Below are 18,579 nucleotides of genomic sequence, written 5' to 3' on the forward strand. Positions count from 1 at the left end.
ATGTCCTTTTTCGATACCCTGCAAATGCAAACTACCCAGGAGCGTCAGGCCCTGTTTGCCGTACCGGTCATACGCGATGCGCTGGCTGGGCACGTCAGCCTCGACAGCTATGTGGCGTTTCTGACCCAGGCATACCACCATGTGCGCCACACCGTGCCACTGATGATGGCGTGCGGGGCGCGGCTGCCATCGCGTTTGGAATGGCTGCGCGGCGCCGTGTGCGAATACATCGAGGAGGAGTACGGCCACGAGCAGTGGGTCCTCAACGACATCAACGCCTGTGGTGCCGATTGGGAGGCGGTGCGTGACGGTCGCCCGGCGCTGCCGATCGAGCTGATGGTCGCCTACCTTTACGACTTGATTGCCCGTGGCAACCCGGTCGGGCTGTTTGGCATGGTCAACGTGCTCGAAGGCACCAGCATTGCCCTGGCCACCCAGGCCGCCGGCACAATCCAGAGCACGCTGGCGTTGCCCGACAGGGCCTTCAGCTACCTCAGCTCCCATGGCGCGCTGGACCAGGACCACATGGTCACCTACCGGCAGCTGATGGACCGCCTTGATGATGCTGACGACCAGCGGGCTGTGATTCATGCGGCCAAGGTGGTTTACCGCCTGTACACCGACATGTTCCACGGGCTGCCGCGTGCGGGCCTGCAAGAGGTGCGTCATGCGCTTGCCTGAGTGTGTAGTGATACTCACCGGCGCCAGCGGAGGCATCGGCCTGGAGTTGGCCGAGCAGCTGTGTGCAGCCGGTGCCCGGGTACTGGCGGTGAGCCGGCAGATGGGCAAGCTCGCCAGTTTGATGAACCGTTATCACGACAGGCTGCTGTGGCAATCGGCCGACCTGCGCAGCCATGGCGGGCGTGAGCAGGTGCTCGCCCGTGCCCGGGAGATGGGCGGGGTCAATGTCCTGATCAATGCCGCAGGCGTGAACCGTTTTGCCCTGTTCGACCAGATCGACGAACAGGCGCTGGACGAGTTGCTGGACATCAACCTCAAAGCCGCCTTGCAACTGACGCGTGTGTGCCTGCCGCTGCTGCGCGCACAACCCAGGGCACTGGTGGTCAACGTCGGATCCACCTACGGCTCGATCGGCTACCCCGGCTATGCCACCTACTGCGCCAGCAAGTTTGCCCTGCGCGGCTTCTCTGAGGCGCTGCGCCGCGAGCTGGCGGATACCTCGGTGAATGTCATGTACGCCGCCCCCCGGGCAACCCGCACAGCGATGAACAGCACCGCCGCCACAGCGCTCAACCAGGCGCTGAAGGTCGGCATGGACGACCCGGCAGATGTGGCCCGCGCTGTGCTCAAGGCCGTGCAGTCAGAACGCAGCGAGCTTTACCTGGGGTGGCCAGAAAAGCTTTTTGTACGCATCAACGGCATGTTGCCCGGCGTGGTCGACCGCGCACTGCGCAAGCAATTGCCGGTGATCCGCCGCTACCTTGCTAGCCATTCCAAGGAGTCGATCAAATGAAACGTCTGTTCATCGCTGGCCTGCTGGCGTTTGCACCGTTCACCTGGGCGCTGGACCAGGCCGGCAGCCAACAATTGGCTAACTTGCAGCAGCGCTGGGCGCAGATCCAGTACCAGACGCCTAAAGACAAACGCGCCGAGGCGTTCGAGAAACTGGCAGCCGACGCTTCTACGCTGGTCCACCAGCACCCGGGCTCGGCCGAACCCTTGATCTGGGAGGGCATCATCAACAGCAGTTGGGCGGGAGCCACCGGCGGCCTGGGGGCGCTGGGCAAGGTCAAGTCGGCCAAGGCCAGCCTCGAAGAGGCGATGAAACTCGACCCCAATGCCCTGCAGGGCTCGGCGTATACCAGCCTGGGCACCTTGTACGACCAGGTGCCAGGCTGGCCTATCGGTTTTGGTGACAGCGACAAGGCAGATACCTTGTTGCGCAAGGCGCTGCAAATAAACCCCAATGGTATCGACAGCAATTACTTCTGGGCCGATCATCTGTTCCGGCAAAAACGCTACGCTGAAGCCACCGCTGCCCTGGAAAAAGCACGCCAGGCGCCGCCACGGCCAGGCCGCGAACTGGCCGATCAGGGCCGGCGTGGCGATATCGATGCTTTACTCAAGGCCATCAAGGACAAACAGGACTGAACATGCGGCTGCTGCTGGTTGAGGATGATACCGCCCTGGGCGAGGGGATCTGCGACGGGTTGCGCCAAGAGGGCTACACCCTCGACTGGCTGCGCGATGGCCTGAGCGGGCTGCATGCCCTGCAACATGAAGTGTTCGACCTGGTGATCCTCGACCTCGGGCTGCCGCGGTTGGGCGGCATCGAGCTGCTGCGACGGGTGAGGGCAGGGGGCAACAGCTTGCCGGTACTGATCCTCACCGCGCGCGATGCGACCGAGGACCGTATCTCTGGCCTGGATGCCGGTGCCGACGACTACCTGGTCAAACCTTTTGACCTCAATGAGCTCAAGGCCCGCCTGCGCGCCTTGCTCAGGCGCAGCGCCGGGCGGGCCAAGGTGCTGATCGAGCACGCAGGCGTAAGCCTGGACCCTGCCACCCAGCAGGTGCACTACAACGGCGTGCTTGTGATACTGACGCCCAAAGAGTATCGCCTGCTGCACGAGTTGCTGGCGCAACCGGGCAAGGTGTTCACGCGCGAGCGGTTGACCCAGCTGCTGTATGGCTGGGACGAGGAGCCTGAGAGCAACACGCTGGAGGTGAACATCTATCACCTGCGCAAGAAACTGTTCAACGGCCTGATCCGCACGGTGCGCGGTATCGGTTATCTGGTCGAGGCCAAGCTGTGAGCTCGTTGCGCCAGCGCACATTGTGGCGGGTGATGGCGCTGATGCTGCTCGGCACCGGCTTGTTGGCGTTGTACAACTATCACGACAGCCGCCGCGAGATCAACGAAGTCTACGATGCTCACATGGCTCAGAATGCCCGGCTGTTGCAGGGGGTGATGAACCTGCCGGTGCAGGATGGCAATCGCGAAAAGCTGTATCAGGCATTTAACGAGGCGCTGGGCAAGGCCGGGCGCCACCGTGTGGGCCACCCCTATGAGAGCAAGCTGGCGTTCCAGGTGTGGGGTGAGGGAGCACGGTTGCTGGTGCACACCCCCAGTGCGCCGACGCTCGACGCACCGCCTACGGCGGCGGGCTTCTACGATTTTGCCAGTGGTGGCGAACAGTGGCGCGGCTTTGTATTACCGGTGCCCGAAAAACAGTGGGTAATCTGGGTGGGTGAGCGCGACGATGTGCGTTACGACCTGATCGACCGCATCGTACGCCATACCCTGTTCCCGTTCCTGCTTGGCAGCCTGGGCCTGGCACTGTTGGTCTGGGCGGCCATCGGCTGGGGCTTGCGCCCGTTGCAGAACATGGCCGATGTGATTCGTGGGCGCCATGCCGACTCCCTCGAACCCCTGCAACTGGTGCCGTTGCCGACCGAGCTTGAGCCTATGCAAGCCGCCATCAACCGCCTGCTGGCGCAGATCGATGACCTGCTGCGGCGTGAGCATCGCTTCATTGCCGACGCCGCCCATGAGATGCGCACGCCGCTGGCGATCCTGCGCCTGCATGCGCAGAACGCACAGGCCGCCAGTACCGATGCCGAGCGCCAGAAAGCCCTGGGCTTTCTGATTGGCGGCGTGGACCGGCTGACCCGGGTGGTCAACCAGTTGCTGACCCTCGCCCGGGTCGAGCCGCGCCTTGGTCAGCGCGCCACCACCCGTGTCGACCTGGGCGAAGTGGTCACCGATGTGCTGGCGGATCTCACCCCCTGGATCCTGGATCGCGGCCTGGAGCCCTCGCTGGATCTCAGCGAAGGTGACCATGGCCTGATGATCGATGCCGGAGCGTTGGGCATCGCCTTGCAGAACCTGGTTTCCAATGCGGTGGAGCATTCACCGCCTGGCGGGCGCATCACGGTATCACTCAGGCGCCTGGCCACTCGCTTCGAACTGGTGGTCGAAGATGAAGGCCAGGGCATAGACGACGCGGATCTTGCGCGGGTATTCGAGCGCTTCTATAGCCGCAATAGCCCCAATGGCGCAGGGCTGGGGTTATCCATCGTGGCCACCATCGTCGAGCGGCTGGGGGGGCAGGTGCGCCTGGAAAACAGGGCCACTGGCGGGCTGGCTGCCATCGTGTCGCTTCCCTTGCAGTGAGCTGCTCAAGCCAATCGCTGCACGGCCTCACCTGTTTCAAATAACGTATCGGCACTTCAGACTTCTTTAAGCTTGGGCTGACAACGTGGTGGTGTACGTTGCCCGGTTTGCCTTCAGCGCCGATGGGCAGCGAATACTTCCCTGTCACAAGAGGCCCTGGATATGGCACGCACGTCGAACCCCGCCCGTTACGGGCAACTTTCGATAATCATGCATTGGAGCATGCTCGTTTTATTCATGGGCGTTTATGCCTGTGTCCAATTGCGCGAGGTATTGCCCAAAGGGCACTTTCTCAAGGGCCCCCTGTTAGGCGTGCATGCCTTGATGGGTATTGGCATCTTCACCCTGGTGTGGCTGCGCCTCCTTGGTCGGCTCAGCCCACGGCCTGCAATCGTGCCGACGCCGCCTGCCTGGCAGGGCTTGATGGCCAGCGTGCTGCATATTGCATTGTACGTCCTGATGATCCTTACACCTCTGCTGGCCTGGCTGATGCTCGCGGCCGCTGGCAAGCCGTTGCCCTATTGGGGTGTGGCCATACCTGCACCCGTGGCGGTGGACCCGACGCTGGCCAGGGCGCTCAAGGGGTGGCATGAGTGGCTGGGGAATGCGGGTTACTGGCTGATCGGGCTGCATGCCTGTGCAGGCCTGTTGCATCATTACTGGCTGAAGGACAATACCCTCAAGCGCATGTTGCCGGGGCGGTGAGGCCGCAACGCTGGTTTCAAGGCTGAAGGCGAATGAGCCCTCAGCCTGGTTGTTTTCGTTGCGCGGCTATAAGGTGCCGCTCAGCAGCCAACCGAACACGCCGCAGCCCAGGACAACCAACCCTGCAGGCCACTTCCAGAACATCAGGGCCATCAAGGCGATCAGCGCCCATGCCAAGTCTGCTGGCTTGGCGATGGCGCTCGTCCACACCGGTTGGTACAAGGCAGCCAGCAGAAGCCCGACCACGCCGGCGTTTACACCGGCAAGCGCTGACTGGCTGCGGGGGCTGCGCCGCAGTGTTTCCCAGAAGGGAACGACACCGATCACCAACAGGAAGGAGGGGGTAAAAATGGCGAGAATGGCAACCGTCGCGCCCACCCAGCCGGAGGGCTGCGCGCTCATGGCTGCACCCAGGAAGGCTGCAAACGTGAAGAGTGGGCCCGGTATGGCCTGCGCCAGGCCATAACCTGCGAGAAAGGTGTCATTTGTGACCCAGCCGTTGGCCACTGTGGCCGACTCAAGCAACGGTAGCACCACATGCCCGCCGCCGAATACCAGCGAGCCTGCGCTATAAAACGCGTTGACCATTGCCAGTGCTTGCGAGGGCCAGATGCGAGTCAATAGCGGCAAGCCTACCAACAAGGCAAAGAACAGGACCAGCGCAGCCAGCCCGGCCCTTCGGCTGACTGAAAACGGCAGCTCTTCCCCTGCCGGGGAGCCCGGAGGCTTGAGCAGGATCAAGCCTGTGATGGCCGAGCCTGAGATCACGGCTATCTGCCCGATCGCGTTAGGCCACAGCAACGCGGTACAGGCAGCGAACAGGGCGATGGTTACCCGCGCAACATCGGTGCAAAGGCTACGTGCCATGCCCCACACCGCCTGGGCCACCACGGCGACTGCGACGATTTTCAGGCCGTGCAACAGGCCACTTGGGGCGCCACCTCCCCATGCCCCCAGGCCCTGAGCACACAGCGTCAGCAGGAGGGCCGATGGCAATGTGAACCCTGCCCACGCAGCGACAGCGCCCGCGAAACCCGCCCGTGACAGGCCCAGAGCGATGCCGACTTGGCTGCTAGCGGGGCCGGGAAGCAGTTGGCACACCGCGACCAGCTCGGCATAACTGCGCTCGCTGAGCCATTGGCGGCGAGCTACAAATGCTTCACGAAAGTAACCCAGGTGCGCAATGGGGCCACCGAAAGACGTCAGCCCCAGGCGCAAGAACAGCAGAAACACCGACCAGGCAGAGTCGCTGGGCTTCACGCCGCAGTGGGTGCGTTCTGACAAGGCAGGCTCCTTGGGTGAGTGACGCTGCAGGTTTTGGTGAGGAACAGCCAGCCTCGAGGCTTATTTTGGGGGAGTAGACCCGCGCCGCCCGCGCGGCGCTCGGTTTCACAGGCACTGAAAATCCTGCGACACGCCCCCAGAACCCGTACTCATTTGTGCAAAGTTTGCTGTTCGCCGCCTACGCTGTCCAGAGTCTTGGTCTGCAGGAGGCACCATGAGCAATTTCCCTATCGTTGCTACCGTCCTGTCTATGGTCTTGGGCCTTTCTGTCACACGCCTGCTTCTGGGGGCGCTGACCGTCTTCCGAATCCGGCGCAACGCTGCTCCAGACTGGGTGGCTCTGGTCTGGGCGGTCATGCTCTTCACCACCCAGATGGATTTCTGGTGGGCGGTCAATTCGCTGCCGCAAGTCAGGGCCACCTTCTCGTTCCAGGAGTTTTTGCTCTTGGTGTTGCTGGCACTTGCGCTGTTCGTTTCCTCGGCGCTGATCTTGCCCAGCCGCAGCGAGGACGAACGTGAAGGGCTTCGCGTGTACTTCGAGCAGGATGGCCGCTTCGCGCTGTTATTTCTGTCGGGCTATTACCTGCTTGGGTTCATCGTCAACATTCTGTTGTTCGGCGTTTCGCCCATGGCGCTGTGGGGCGCCTTTGACGTGGTCATGATCATGATGCCGCTGTGTGTGTTTGCAGCCAGCTCGCGCAAGGCCTATGCGCTGCTGACCGTGGCATTCGTGCCTCTCAATATTGCGGACCTGGTGATATCACTGGTGACGTGACCGAGGTCTGGCGCTGCGCATTAAAATCTATGCAGTTGGAACACAATATCTGTACAAGATGCTATTGTTGTACAGTATTTATGCGTGCTCGAGGTCAGTATGGCGCACCGTGCTCGTTGGGCTTGCCTTTGTCTGCTACTGGCTACCTTTTCAGCGGTGGCGGGCTGGAGGGCGGAGCTGCCTGGGGCGCAACGGCTTGGGAGTGGTGAGTTCACCTGGTTTGGTCTGCGTCTGTATACAGCCCAATTATGGACTTCAGGGCCAGTTCATGACTGGAACCAGCCCTTCGCCCTTGAGCTCCTCTACCACCGTTCGTTGTCCAGGGACACCTTGGTACAGGCCAGCCTCGAGGAAATGCGCCGCCTCAACGGTGGCAGCATAACGCCGCAACAACGTACGGCCTGGACCCGTGGGATTGAAGAGGCATTCGTGGACGTGCGCCCCGGCATGCGCATTACCGGCTTGTACCTGCCGGGGCAGGGCTGCCGCTTTTACGTCGACGATAAATTCAGCCGTGAAATCGCCGACCCGGTCTTTGCCAGGGCGTTTTTTGCCATCTGGCTCGACCCCGGAGCCCGGGATACACAACTGCGCCAGCGCCTGCTTGGGCAGGCTGGCAACGACTGAGGGACATGAACATGTACAAAGTGCTGTTGCTGGTTTCCTGCCTGCTTCTGGGCAGCTGTGGCAATGTTGGTGTCGAGCACTATGCCCAGGAGCAACCGAAACTGGACCTGGCTGCATTCTTCTCGCGACCAGTGCAGGCCTGGGGCATGTTCCAGAAGCGTTCCGGGGAAGTGGTCAAGCGCTTCCACGTGCGTATCGACAGCCGCCGCGAAGGTGAGCGGCTGATCCTCGACGAACATTTTCTCTACAGCGATGGCACTCGCCAGCAGCGTACCTGGACACTGGTGCCAGACGGCCCTGGCCGCTGGCGCGGTACCGCAGGGGACGTGATCGGCGAGGCGCGCGGCGAAGTGGCGGGTAACGCGCTGCGCTGGCGGTACCAGCTGGACTTGCCAGTTGACGGGCGGCATTGGCAGGTAGACCTGGACGACTGGATGTACCTCATGGATGACGACACCCTGATCAACCGTTCAAGCATGAGCAAGCTGGGCGTTGAAGTCGGCCAGATCACCCTGTTCTTCCGTCGCCTGCCAGAGGGCACACCATGAACCTGATCGCGCTTACCCAGCTGGTTTCGACCGGCGAAGCAAAGGAACTTGAACTGCTGTCGCTGGAAGGTGGCTTCTACCTCCTGCGCGCCTTGACCGACGCCGGCCCCGTGACATTGAGCGATGCCCATGGGGAGCCCGTTCGCGTGCGCTCCACTACCGAGCTGCGGCAGCTGTTGGCCGACCTGCCACCCGTGCCTTGCATGTTGGTACAGCAGGTGATGCATGATGAGATGTGCGGGCAACGTGACGGCCCCATTGCGCCGCTGCGCGTACCGGTAACGCTCACCAGCCAGTGGTAGCCTGAACGATGCGCCTGGGCCTTGTGCTGGGTGACCAGCTGTCGTTCGACCTGGCCAGCCTGGCTGCCCTTGACCCCGCCCGCGATGCTGTTCTGATGGCGGAAGTGGAGGGTGAGGCCCGCTACGTGCCGCATCATCCGCTCAAGATCGTGCTCATCTTCAGCGCCATGCGGCACTTTGCCCAGGCCCTGCGTGAACGGGGTTGGCAGGTGCATTATGTCGAGCTCGATGCTGACGGCAACAGCGGCAGCATCGTGGGCGAATTGCAGCGCTGGCAACAGGCACTGGGCGCCACGCACGTTCACCTGACCGAGTGCGGGGAGTGGCGCCTGGAGCAGGCTTTGCGTGATGCCGCATTGCCCCTCGTGTGGCATCGCGACACGCGTTTTCTGTGCTCCCGCGAAGCCTTTGCGCGCTGGGCCCATGAGCGTCGTCAGCTGCGTATGGAGCACTTCTACCGTGGCATGCGCAAGCGAACCGGCCTGCTGATGGAGGCCGACGGCCCTGCAGGTGGGGCCTGGAATTTTGACGGTGACAACCGCAAGCCATTACCTCGCCAGTTGCGTGGGCCGTTCGCTGCGCATTTTGCGCAGGACGGGATCACGGCAGCGGTGGTCGCCCTGGTACGTCGGCGCTTCAGCGACCACTACGGGGACATCGACGGCTTTGACTACCCCGTGACCCATGCCGAGGCACAGCAGCTATGGCAGCACTTTCTGGATTTTGGCCTGGCGGCTTTCGGCGACTACCAGGACGCGATGGCCGAGGGCGAGCCGTACCTGTTCCATGCGCGCATCAGTGCGGCGCTCAACATTGGGCTTCTGGATGTGCGATGTCTGTGTGAGGAGGTCGACAAGGCCTGGCGCGAGGGGCGGGTGCCGCTTAATGCAGCTGAAGGCTTCATTCGCCAGTTGATCGGCTGGCGCGAGTATGTGCACGGTATCTACTGGCTGCGCATGCCGGAGTATGCCGGGCTCAATCACCTGGGCAACGACCGAGCGTTACCTGAATTCTATTGGACCGGGCGCACCCGCATGCGCTGCATGGAGCAAGCCATCGGGCAGACCCTGCGGTTGGGCTACGCGCACCATATCCAGCGGCTGATGGTGACCGGCAACTTCGCCTTGCTGGCCGGTATCTTACCCACCGCGATTTGCGAGTGGTACCTGGCGGTTTACATGGATGCCTTCGACTGGGTCGAGCTGCCCAACACGCTTGGCATGGTGATGCACGCCGACGGCGGCTACCTGGGGTCCAAGCCGTACTGCGCCAGTGGTCGTTACATTCAGCGCATGTCCGATCATTGCAAGGCTTGCAGTTACAAGGTCGATCATGTCAGTGAGGACGATGCCTGCCCGTTCAATGCGCTCTACTGGCATTTTCTCATCCGCCATCGTCCGCTGCTGTCGACGAACCCGCGTTTGACCCTGGTCTATCGCAGCCTTGATGGTATGACGGCTAGCCGGCGCGACGCCGTGTGGCAGCGTGGCCAGGCGCTGTTGGCGCGGCTCGATGCGCAGCAGCCGCTATGAAAAAGAGCCTTTTGCCCAGCAAGGTCTGCGTGGTGTGTGGTCGGCCGTTCAACTGGCGCAAGCGCTGGGCTCGCTGTTGGGAGCAGGTGCGCTATTGCTCCGAGCGATGCCGCAGGTCAGCGCCGCGCCGCGAGGCGCGCGAGCAGGGGCAGGGCCAAGGCCCAGATCGGCATCAGTAGCAGGCCGGTTTGCAGCGCGCCAAATGGCAGGGCGACATCCGCAAATCTTGCACCGCCTACATAGGCCAGCGGGCCACCCACTGCGCCCAGCAGCGCACCGAGCTGCCAGCGCCTGCCGGCCCATGCCAGGCTGTGGCGCATGCCGCTGGCCAGCACCAGCCACAGCAGCGCCAGCCACAGTGGTAGCGGCCAGGCGTCGAAACCGAACACGCCCAGCGCCCCCAGCGCGCTGTCGAGTACACACCCGGCCAAGGAGACGCGCAACAGGGCCTTGACCTCGGCGTTGACGTCCGGGCAGAGGCGCAGGTGCACCACCACACCTGCAATCACCAGCAGCAATAGCCAGGGACGTTCGGCGCCCAGCACGCAGATCCACCAGCCAGCCTGTAACCAGACGGCATTGGCGACCAGCCAGCGCCCGGGCATCAGGCACCGTCAGGCAAGGGGGCGCGCCGAGCCAGTGGCGCTGCCCACAGCAGGTGCGCAACGCCGATAGTGCGCTCCTCGAAACCGCCCTGGCAGTAACACAGGTAGAACTCCCACAGGCGCTGGAACATGTCGTCGTAGCCCAGGTCCATCAGTGCTGTGCGCGCCTGGCGCAGGTTTTCACGCCAGTGCTGCAGGGTGAGGGCATAGTCCTGGCCGAAATCCTCCATGTGCACCAGGTTGAGTGCGGTGTGGCGGCTGGCGGTGTCCAGCAACACGCTGAGCGAAGGCAGGGCGCCACCTGGGAAAATATAGCGTTGGATGAAGTCGACCGAGCGCCGTGCCTGGGCGTAGCGCTGGTCGCGGATGGTGATCGCCTGCAGCAGCATCAGGCCGTCGGGCTTGAGGAGCGAGGCACACTGGCGGAAATACACAGGCAGGTAACGATGGCCGACTGCCTCGATCATTTCGATCGAAACCAGTTTGTCGAAGGTGCCTTGCAGGTCGCGGTAGTCTTCGCGCAGCACCTTCACGCGCGCGTTCAGCCCCAGGGCCTGAACGCGCGCCAGGGTATGGCTGTACTGTGCCTCGGAGATTGTTGTGGTAGTGACCCTGCAGCCGTAACGGGTGGCCGCGTGGATTGCCAGGCTGCCCCAGCCGCTGCCGATTTCCAGCAGGTGATCGTCGGGGTGCAGTTCAAGCTTCTGGCAGATGCGCTCCAGCTTGTGCAACTGGGCTTGCTCCAGTGTTTGCCCAGCATGTTGGAATTGGGCCGCCGAATACATCATGGTGGGGTCCAGCAGCCGCTCGAACAGGGCATTGCCCAAATCGTAATGGGCGAGGATATTGCGCCGGGCACCGCGTTTGTTGTTGCGGTTGAGCCGGTGCAGAAGCCGCAGGGCAGGGCGGCCGAAACGGGCCAGGCCACCCTCGAGCGCGTCGAGCACCTCAAGGTTGGCGACGAACAGGCGGGTCACCAGCGCCAGGTCGGGGCTTCGCCAATAGCCGTGGATGTAGGCCTCGCCAGCACCGATCGAACCATTGCCGGCGATCAGGCTCCAGGAGGCGTCATCGAGGATCTCCACCTCGGCCTGCAACGGGCTGTCGACATCACCGAAACTCCACTGCTGCCCGTGGCTGAGCAGGCGCAGGTGGCCGTGGCGCAGCTTGCCCAGCTGGGCGAGCACGGCGCTTCGTGCCAGCCCGCCGAGCAAGGGGGCAAGGCCTGCGAACTTGCTAACGCTCAGTGTGGGATTTGACATCTTCAGGGTCCTCGCAAGGTTGGCCGAGCGCCAGGTCATTCTGGCGGGTGGTGTGGTCATGCACGGGGGTGCGTTTGAGTAACAGGCGTAGCGCTTGCCAGTAGATGGCCGAGACAGTGCGCAGGCTCATCCATGGGAAGGTCATGACATACCGGCGTAGCGCGGTTCCATCCAGTGGCTGACGGTGCAGGGCGAGGTCGGCCTCGAACACCTTGCGGCCGTCTTGCCAGTTCTGCATGTGGATGCGTACATGGTCCGCGCTCAGGAAAAAGCGCAGGTGATAGTCCATGTCCAACGGCATGAACGGTGAAACATGAAAGGCCTTGGCCACGGTGAACCGCTTGGCAAGGTCTTCTTGCACCGGCAGTACGTAATGAAAACGCTCACGCCACGGGGTGTTGCGCACCTCCATCAGGATTGCCGTCAGGCAGCCGTCGCGGTCGTGGCAGAAATAGAAACTCACCGGGTTGAACGACAGCCCCCAGCAACGCAGTTGCGTGAGCAGCCGTACCGGGCCTTCGGGCATATGCCCAGTGGCCTGACACACCAGCAAGCGTGCGGCCTGTGCCAGGGTTTCACCGTGGCGGGTCTGCGCTGGCAGGTAGTCGGTCTCGCGCCAGCACAGCGGCGCGAGGCGCCAGCGCCCAAGCCAGCGTGACAGGCCCATAAACCAGGTTTGTTCGTCCAGGTCCAGGTAGAACATGCCAATCCGGTAGCGGAAAGCATGCAGCCGCGGCGTCAGCCGACGGTGGCTGATCCAGCCCAGGCAAAGGCTGCTGTTCACAATTGCTCTCCGAAGTGCGCAGCCACCTTCAGCGCGCTGACCACCCCGTCCTCATGAAAGCCGTTGCCCCAATAGGCACCACAGAAGTAACTGTGCTGCTGGCCCTGTAGTTGTGCTTGGCATGCCTGTGCGGCGGATGCGGCAATGCTGTACTGCGGATGGGCATACTGGAAGCGCGCGATCACCTGCGCCGGGTCTATCAATGCGGTCTGGTTGAGGCTTACGCAGAAGGTGGTCGGTGCCTGGATACCTTGCAGGATGTTCATGTTGTAGGTCAGCGCGGCGGGCGCTTGCTCTGGGCCGCCCAGGCGGTAGTTCCAGCTGGCCCAGGCGCTCTTGCGGCGTGGCAGCAGGCGGGTATCGGTGTGCAGCACCACATCGTTGCTGGCGTAGCCGATGGCGCCGAGTACCGCACGCTCCTGCATGGTTGGGGTTTCCAACAGGGCCAGAGCCTGGTCGCTGTGGCAGGCGAACACCACATTGTCGAAGCGTTCGCTGCCGGCCGCGCTCACCAGCGTCACGCCTCCCTCATCGCGGCTGACCCGGGATACCTTGCAGCTGAGCCGTATGCGTTCAGCAAACGGTCGGCACAGCGGCGCGACATAGCTGCGTGAACCGCCTTCAATTACCCGCCACTGTGGACGTTGGTTGACCGACAGCAAGCCGTGGTTGCGACAGAAGCGCACGAAGAACTCAAGCGGGAAGTACAGCATGTCTGCCCGCGACATCGACCAGATCGCCGACCCCATCGGCACGATGTAGTGGTCGATGAAGCGTTGCCCGTAGCGCTGTGTCTGAAGGTAGGCGCCCAGGGTGGTGTCTGCATCGATGCGCTGGTTGTCCAGGTCGGCCAGCGCCTGGCGGTTGAAGCGCAGAATATCCCGTATCATGCCCCAGAAACTTGGGGAAACCAGGTTACGGCGTTGGGCAAACAGTGTGTTCAGATCGTGACCGTTGTATTCCAGCCCAGTGATCGGGTCGTGCACGGAAAAACTCATTTCGGTCGGCTGCGAGGTGACCTTGAGCCGGTCAAGCAAGCGTATGAAGTTGGGGTAGGTCCAGTCGTTGAACACGATGAAGCCGGTATCTATTGCATGGCGCTGGCCCTTCCAGACCACATCGAGGGTATGCGTGTGCCCTCCGATCCATTGCTCGGCTTCGAAAACCGTTACTTCGTGCTTGCGTGACAGCAGATGGGCGCAGGTCAGCCCCGCGATGCCACTGCCGATGATTGCGATACGCATGGATCATCATTCCTGTTCATGACGGGCGAGGCGTTGGCCGAGTGCCAAGCGCAGGCGCGCGGGTAACGCCCCTGACAGGCGCAATACCAGGGTGAAAAGACCGGGGAAGTTGATTTCCAGAGGCTGCCGGGGCAGGCGCGTGGCGATATGCCGCGCGGCGCGCTGTGCAGTCCACAGCTGCGGCATGGGGAAATCGTTGCGACGGGTCAGTGGCGTGTCGACGAAGCCAGGGCTGACCAAGGTGACCGCGATCCCCTCGCGAGCCAGGTCGATTCGCTGTGACTCCACCAGGTAGCGCACCGCAGCCTTGGACGCACCGTAGGCGCCGGCGCGGGGCAGGGCCAGCCAGGTCACCGAACTGCCCATTACCACCAGGTGGGGGCGCTGGCCGGTGCGAAGCAAGGGCACGGCCGCCGCCAGGCAGTAGCTGACACCCAGCAGGTTTGTGCGCATTACACGCTCAACCAACCCAGGATCGAAGTGGCCCGGCTCCAGGTATTCGCACGTACCGGCATTGAGAATGGCCATGTCCAGCCCACCCCAGGCTTGCTCGATCCGCTCGGCGATCGCGGCGACCTGCTCCGGGTTGTCAAGATCGCCGATGGCCAGTAATACCTGCCCCGGAAACTGTTCGGCCAGAGGGGCAAGGCGATCGGCATGACGCCCGCCCAAGGCAACCTGGTGGCCTTGCTCCAGCAGGATGTGGGCGAGTGCGGCACCGATACCGCTGCTTGCGCCGGTCAACCAGCAGCGGCTCATGCCAGCCTGCCTTTGAGCCAGCGGATTGCACCACCCATGAGGGGGAGGTGTTCATAAAGCAGGGCACCGGCGTCGAAATAGTCCTGGTGAAAATGCACGCGGTCGCGCCAATGCAGGCAGCTACAGCCTTGCAACGTGATCGGCTGACCCCGGGCCAGGCGTGGGTGGCAAAACTGCAGTGTCCAGCGCAGGTAGCCCTGCCCGGGCCTTACCTCGTCGGCGCTGGTGATGGCATAGCGGATATCCCTGGCGTTGGCATACAACTGCTCGAAATAGGCGCGCAGGGCCTGCAGCCCCTGTATGTGATGCAGTGGGTCACGAAAGGTGACATCTTCGCTGTACAGTTCTTCCAGCGTGTCGAGGTTAGCCCCATCGAGGCTGGCGAAGCGCTCGGCGAATTGCTGTAGGTATGCTGACATGCTGGGCTCCAGGCAATCCTGTACAAAATGGGTTTGTTGTACAGGTATAGCTGAAACTCAAGCATTAATCTATACAGCTAGAAAATCTTGTACAGGTTTTTGTCAGCCCTCGGTCTGGCCCAGTTGCCCGCGTAGTTCAGCCACTTCAGCCTCCAGCTCGCGTACCTTTTCTTCGGCGAATATCTGCGCTGTGACGTCACGCTGAATGCCGATGTAGTACGTCAGCTGGTCCGCTTCGTTGTACACGGGCGTGATGGACAACTCATTCCAGAACAGGCTCCCGTCCTTGCGGTAGTTGCGCAGCACCTGGCAGCAGGGGCGGCCTTCACGGATCGCCTCGCGGATGTTTGCCAGTCCTTCCTGGTCATGGTCCTCGCCCTGAAGAAAACGGCAGTCCTGATAGAGGATATCGTCGGCGCGATAGCCCGTGAGGCGCTCGAAAGCGGGGTTGACGTAAATCAGGATGCTTTCAGTGCCTTCCTGCTCGGCGACGACGATGCCATCGTTGGAATGCTCGACCATCAGTTGCAGGAGTTTCGCGGTGATCATAGGGCCCACCTACTGGCGTTTCATATGCGATATGCGCAGCGTAGCTTCTGTGCAGAAGGTATCGGCGCTGTTTGTTGCATGATGAACCAAGGCGGCTCGCCGCAGAAGGTGCATATGGGTTTAGAATGGCCTACCACTCGGATATCGCCTCGTTATGACTGACGCTCCCCCACCCGATTTGCTACCTATGCGCGATGTTGTCAGCTTGACCGGCATCAATCCGGTGACCCTGCGTGCCTGGGAGCGGCGCCACGGGTTGATACGCCCGCAGCGTACCGAGGGTGGCCACCGCCTGTACACGGCGCGGGATGTTCAGCGCATACGCGACATCTTGCGCTGGACGGCAAACGGCCTGTCCGTCAGCAAGGTCGGTGATCTGCTCGCCGCCCAGCCTGAGGCGTCTGTGCAGCAGCATTCGGCCTTTGACGATTGGCGCGCGGCCGTTGCGCGTGCAACCAAGGCATTCGATCGGCCGGCACTGGAGGGGATCCATGGTCAGTTGTTCACACTCCTGCCCAAGGCCACCGTGCTGCGTGAAGTGCTGATGCCAGTGTGGCATGACCTGGCTTCAGGCTCAGCGCCAGGCCAGCGTAGCCAATGGTTGTTTCTCGACACATTCTTGCGCGCCCGCTTGTTGCTGCGTCTGCAAATGAACCAGGTCGACGCGCCGCAGGTTTTGCTGGCCGGTAACGAGGGGCAAGCCGAACTCAGTGTGTTGTGCGCCGGGCTCCTGTTGAGCAGCGAGCTACAGCGCATCGACGTGCTCGGTTGCGGGCAGCCACTTGAAGAGCTCCCCATCGTGTGTGCGGCCATGCAGCCTGCGGCACTGGTGATAAAAGTCCAGGCGCCGGTGAGCCCGGCCTTGGCCAAGCGCTTGCGCTCGTTGCAGATGGAAATCGCATGCCCGCTGGCCTTGATAGGCGAGGGGCTGGCCGATTCGCAACCCGTCCTGGGCGGAATCCCGCTATGCCTGCTGGACGAGGGAGGCGCTGACGCCGCGCGCATGCTGAACGCCTTGCATCGCGGTGCCCTTGACGTTTGACCCAGGGGGTTGCCCCGTTGCCTTCGCTTTGTCGTAGGGCACGTATGGCGTCATGGCTGAGGCAGGCATCTCACATCTCGACCTGAGTGCCAAGCTCGATCACTCGGTTAAGCGGCAGCTGGAAGTACTTGAGATTGCTGTTGGCATTCTTGAGCAGGAATGCGAACAGGTGCTCTCGCCAGCGCGCCATGCCCATCTGCTTGCCTGCGATGACGGTCTCACGGCTCAGGAAATAAGTCGTTTGCATAGGGCCGAACTGGAGTTCAGCTTGCTGGCATCGGCTCAACGCCAACGGCACGTTGGGTTCCTCCATGAAGCCGAAGTGCAGGTTCATACGGAAGAATCCCCCACCAAATGCCTCGACCTCACAGCGCTGGCCAGCGCTGACCCGTGGCTCATCCTCAAAGACCACGGTCAACAAGACCACCTGCTCATGCAGCACCTGGTTGTGCAGCAGGTTATGCAGCAGCGCGTGGGGGACAGCTTCGGGCCGGGCAGAAAGGAAAACTGCCGTACCGCTCACCCGGTGCGGCGGCTGAGCCTGCAGGCTGGCGATGAACAGATCCAGTGGCAGTGAACTCTCGTCCAGCCGCTCGACGATCATCCGACGCCCCCGCTTCCAGGTGGTCATCAATATGAAAAGTGCCACGCCCGCGATCACCGGGAATGCACCGCCCTGGAGGATCTTCGGGGCGTTGGCGGCAAAATACAGGCTGTCCACCAGCAGGAACATGAGCAATGCAGGAATCGCCAGCCAGCGTGGCGTCTTCCACAGCAGCAGGACCACCGCTGAGGCCAGCAAGGTGGTAATCAGCATGGTGCCGGTTACCGCAACGCCGTAGGCCGCCGCCAGCGCGCCGGATGACTCGAAGCCGATTACCAGCAGCACTACGCCGACCATCAGCGCCCAGTTCACCATGCCGATGTAAATCTGCCCTTGCTCCTCGCTGGACGTGTGCTGAATGAACATACGCGGCACATAGCCCAGCTGAATGGCCTGGCGCGTCAGGGAGAACGCGCCGGAAATGACCGCCTGGGAGGCGATGATGGTGGCCAGGGTGGCCAGCCCTACCATGGGTAGCAGTGCCCACTCAGGTGCAAGCAGGTAGAACGGGTTGCGGACGGCTTGCGGATTGCCAAGGATAAGCGCGCCTTGGCCGAAGTAGTTGAGCACCAGCCCGGGCAGTACCAGCATGAACCAGGCGCGTGCGATGGGTTTGCGGCCAAAGTGCCCCATGTCTGCATACAACGCCTCAGCACCCGTGAGCGCCAGTACCACCGCGCCAAGGATGGCGACGCCCATACCTGGATGAAGCAAGAAAAACTTCACCGCCCAAATCGGGTTCAGCGCTTGCAGCACCTCGGGCCGCTGCACGATGCCATAGATGCCCAACGCACCGAGAACTACAAACCAAAGCACCATCACCGGCCCGAACAGGATGCCTATCCGTGCGGTGCCGTGCTTCTGGATCAGGAACAGCGCCACCAGCACCACCACTGACAGCGGCACGACCCAGTGCTCGATGCCGTCAAAGGCGAGCTGTAACCCCTCTACAGCCGACAACACCGAGATTGCCGGCGTGATCATGCTGTCGCCATAGAACAGCGCGGCGCCGAACAGACCGAGCAGCACCAGTATCTGGCCAAGCCGCTTGTAGGGCGCCGCAGCACGGTGCGCCAGCGCGGTCAGGGCCATGATGCCCCCCTCACCCTGGTTGTCGGCCCGCAGGATGAACAGCACGTACTTGAGTGAAACCACCCAGATCAGCGACCAGAACACCAGCGACAGCACGCCAAGCACCCCGGCGGTGTTGGCCTGTACGCCGTAATGGCCTGCGAATACTTCTTTGAGGGTGTACAGCGGACTGGTGCCGATGTCGCCGTAGACCACACCGACGGCGGCGACGAGCATGCCGATGCCGGTAGTTTTGCTGGGATGGGGGTGGTTTGCTGCGATGGCGGTCTGGGTCACGAACTGTTTCTCTGCACGGTCGAATAGATGCG

At 62.4% G+C, this 18,579-nt stretch carries 22 protein-coding genes; 13 read left to right on the forward strand and 9 right to left on the reverse strand.

What is annotated here, in order from left to right:
- The 6 genes from AC07XM_RS03135 (at nt 1) to AC07XM_RS03160 (ending at nt 4,843) form a co-directional block, all read left to right on the forward strand.
- A complete protein-coding gene (locus tag AC07XM_RS03135; protein WP_095114957.1) occupies nt 1-681 on the forward strand; it encodes an iron-containing redox enzyme family protein in 681 nt (226 codons plus the stop codon).
- Complete coding sequence (locus AC07XM_RS03140) at nt 668-1,474, forward strand: SDR family oxidoreductase (protein WP_016486272.1); 807 nt, start codon at nt 668-670, stop codon at nt 1,472-1,474. The genes AC07XM_RS03135 and AC07XM_RS03140 overlap by 14 nt, the downstream gene beginning before the upstream one ends.
- On the forward strand, nt 1,471-2,112 hold the full coding sequence (locus AC07XM_RS03145; RefSeq protein ID WP_060516697.1) for a hypothetical protein: 642 nt from the start codon (nt 1,471-1,473) through the stop codon (nt 2,110-2,112). The genes AC07XM_RS03140 and AC07XM_RS03145 overlap by 4 nt, the downstream gene beginning before the upstream one ends.
- A 2-nt stretch (nt 2,113-2,114) precedes the next feature.
- Entirely contained in the window at nt 2,115-2,777 is a 663-nt protein-coding gene (locus tag AC07XM_RS03150; RefSeq protein ID WP_016486274.1) for a response regulator, read from the forward strand.
- Nucleotides 2,774-4,138, forward strand: a complete 1,365-nt coding sequence (locus AC07XM_RS03155) for a sensor histidine kinase (protein ID WP_024717791.1) — start codon at nt 2,774-2,776, stop codon at nt 4,136-4,138. The genes AC07XM_RS03150 and AC07XM_RS03155 overlap by 4 nt, the downstream gene beginning before the upstream one ends.
- 162 nt (nt 4,139-4,300) lie before the next feature.
- Nucleotides 4,301-4,843 carry a cytochrome b gene (locus AC07XM_RS03160; RefSeq protein ID WP_096425975.1) on the forward strand — a complete coding sequence of 181 codons (543 nt, stop codon included), beginning with the start codon at nt 4,301-4,303 and terminating at the stop codon, nt 4,841-4,843.
- 66 nt (nt 4,844-4,909) lie between these two features.
- Here AC07XM_RS03160 and chrA read toward each other — a convergent pair whose 3' ends face one another.
- Entirely contained in the window at nt 4,910-6,127 is a 1,218-nt protein-coding gene (chrA, locus tag AC07XM_RS03165; protein ID WP_102688865.1) for a chromate efflux transporter, read from the reverse strand.
- Nucleotides 6,128-6,341: 214 nt separating this feature from the next.
- Between chrA and AC07XM_RS03170 the strand changes: the two genes are divergently transcribed.
- The 6 genes from AC07XM_RS03170 (at nt 6,342) to AC07XM_RS03195 (ending at nt 10,090) form a co-directional block, all read left to right on the forward strand.
- Nucleotides 6,342-6,902 carry a hypothetical protein gene (locus AC07XM_RS03170; RefSeq protein WP_016486278.1) on the forward strand — a complete coding sequence of 187 codons (561 nt, stop codon included), beginning with the start codon at nt 6,342-6,344 and terminating at the stop codon, nt 6,900-6,902.
- Nucleotides 6,903-7,001: 99 nt separating this feature from the next.
- Nucleotides 7,002-7,529 carry a chalcone isomerase family protein gene (locus AC07XM_RS03175; RefSeq protein WP_024717790.1) on the forward strand — a complete coding sequence of 176 codons (528 nt, stop codon included), beginning with the start codon at nt 7,002-7,004 and terminating at the stop codon, nt 7,527-7,529.
- An 11-nt stretch (nt 7,530-7,540) separates the two neighbouring features.
- Nucleotides 7,541-8,077, forward strand: a complete 537-nt coding sequence (locus tag AC07XM_RS03180; RefSeq protein WP_060516728.1) for a DUF3833 domain-containing protein — start codon at nt 7,541-7,543, stop codon at nt 8,075-8,077.
- Entirely contained in the window at nt 8,074-8,379 is a 306-nt protein-coding gene (locus AC07XM_RS03185; RefSeq protein ID WP_102688866.1) for a DUF6482 family protein, read from the forward strand. The genes AC07XM_RS03180 and AC07XM_RS03185 overlap by 4 nt, the downstream gene beginning before the upstream one ends.
- A gap of 8 nt (nt 8,380-8,387) precedes the next feature.
- Nucleotides 8,388-9,911 carry a cryptochrome/photolyase family protein gene (locus AC07XM_RS03190; protein WP_095114967.1) on the forward strand — a complete coding sequence of 508 codons (1,524 nt, stop codon included), beginning with the start codon at nt 8,388-8,390 and terminating at the stop codon, nt 9,909-9,911.
- On the forward strand, nt 9,908-10,090 hold the full coding sequence (locus AC07XM_RS03195) for a DUF2256 domain-containing protein (RefSeq protein ID WP_082421981.1): 183 nt from the start codon (nt 9,908-9,910) through the stop codon (nt 10,088-10,090). Before AC07XM_RS03190 ends, AC07XM_RS03195 begins: the two co-directional genes overlap by 4 nt.
- On the opposite strand, the gene AC07XM_RS03200 is transcribed toward AC07XM_RS03195, so the two are convergent.
- The 7 genes from AC07XM_RS03200 to AC07XM_RS03230 all read right to left on the reverse strand — a co-directional run bounded on the left by AC07XM_RS03200 (nt 10,028) and on the right by AC07XM_RS03230 (nt 15,533).
- Nucleotides 10,028-10,516, reverse strand: a complete 489-nt coding sequence (locus tag AC07XM_RS03200) for a DUF2878 domain-containing protein (protein ID WP_016486283.1) — start codon at nt 10,514-10,516, stop codon at nt 10,028-10,030. The two genes, AC07XM_RS03195 and AC07XM_RS03200, sit on opposite strands and share 63 nt — an antisense overlap.
- Nucleotides 10,516-11,778: an SAM-dependent methyltransferase gene (locus AC07XM_RS03205; RefSeq protein WP_070086335.1), complete on the reverse strand. Its 1,263-nt coding sequence runs from the start codon at nt 11,776-11,778 to the stop codon at nt 10,516-10,518. The genes AC07XM_RS03200 and AC07XM_RS03205 overlap by 1 nt, the downstream gene beginning before the upstream one ends.
- Nucleotides 11,753-12,562, reverse strand: coding sequence for a DUF1365 domain-containing protein (locus AC07XM_RS03210; RefSeq protein WP_102688867.1), 810 nt, complete (start codon nt 12,560-12,562; stop codon nt 11,753-11,755). Before AC07XM_RS03210 ends, AC07XM_RS03205 begins: the two co-directional genes overlap by 26 nt.
- Complete coding sequence (locus tag AC07XM_RS03215) at nt 12,559-13,806, reverse strand: NAD(P)/FAD-dependent oxidoreductase (protein WP_102688868.1); 1,248 nt, start codon at nt 13,804-13,806, stop codon at nt 12,559-12,561. Before AC07XM_RS03215 ends, AC07XM_RS03210 begins: the two co-directional genes overlap by 4 nt.
- Nucleotides 13,807-13,812: 6 nt before the next feature.
- A complete protein-coding gene (locus AC07XM_RS03220; protein WP_102688869.1) occupies nt 13,813-14,565 on the reverse strand; it encodes an SDR family NAD(P)-dependent oxidoreductase in 753 nt (250 codons plus the stop codon).
- Complete coding sequence (locus AC07XM_RS03225; protein ID WP_016486287.1) at nt 14,562-14,984, reverse strand: nuclear transport factor 2 family protein; 423 nt, start codon at nt 14,982-14,984, stop codon at nt 14,562-14,564. Before AC07XM_RS03225 ends, AC07XM_RS03220 begins: the two co-directional genes overlap by 4 nt.
- Nucleotides 14,985-15,086: 102 nt before the next feature.
- Nucleotides 15,087-15,533 carry a PAS domain S-box protein gene (locus AC07XM_RS03230; protein ID WP_016486288.1) on the reverse strand — a complete coding sequence of 149 codons (447 nt, stop codon included), beginning with the start codon at nt 15,531-15,533 and terminating at the stop codon, nt 15,087-15,089.
- 154 nt (nt 15,534-15,687) lie between these two features.
- Here AC07XM_RS03230 and AC07XM_RS03235 point away from each other — a divergent pair, with 154 nt between their 5' ends.
- A complete protein-coding gene (locus AC07XM_RS03235; protein ID WP_060516683.1) occupies nt 15,688-16,575 on the forward strand; it encodes a MerR family transcriptional regulator in 888 nt (295 codons plus the stop codon).
- Between the two features lie 70 nt (nt 16,576-16,645).
- Here the strand turns inward: AC07XM_RS03235 and AC07XM_RS03240 are convergent, their stop codons facing one another.
- Complete coding sequence (locus AC07XM_RS03240; protein ID WP_049870375.1) at nt 16,646-18,487, reverse strand: potassium transporter Kup; 1,842 nt, start codon at nt 18,485-18,487, stop codon at nt 16,646-16,648.
- Nucleotides 18,488-18,579: the final 92 nt, after the last annotated feature.

This window comes from Pseudomonas sp. GW460-LB5 (genome assembly GCF_059423245.1).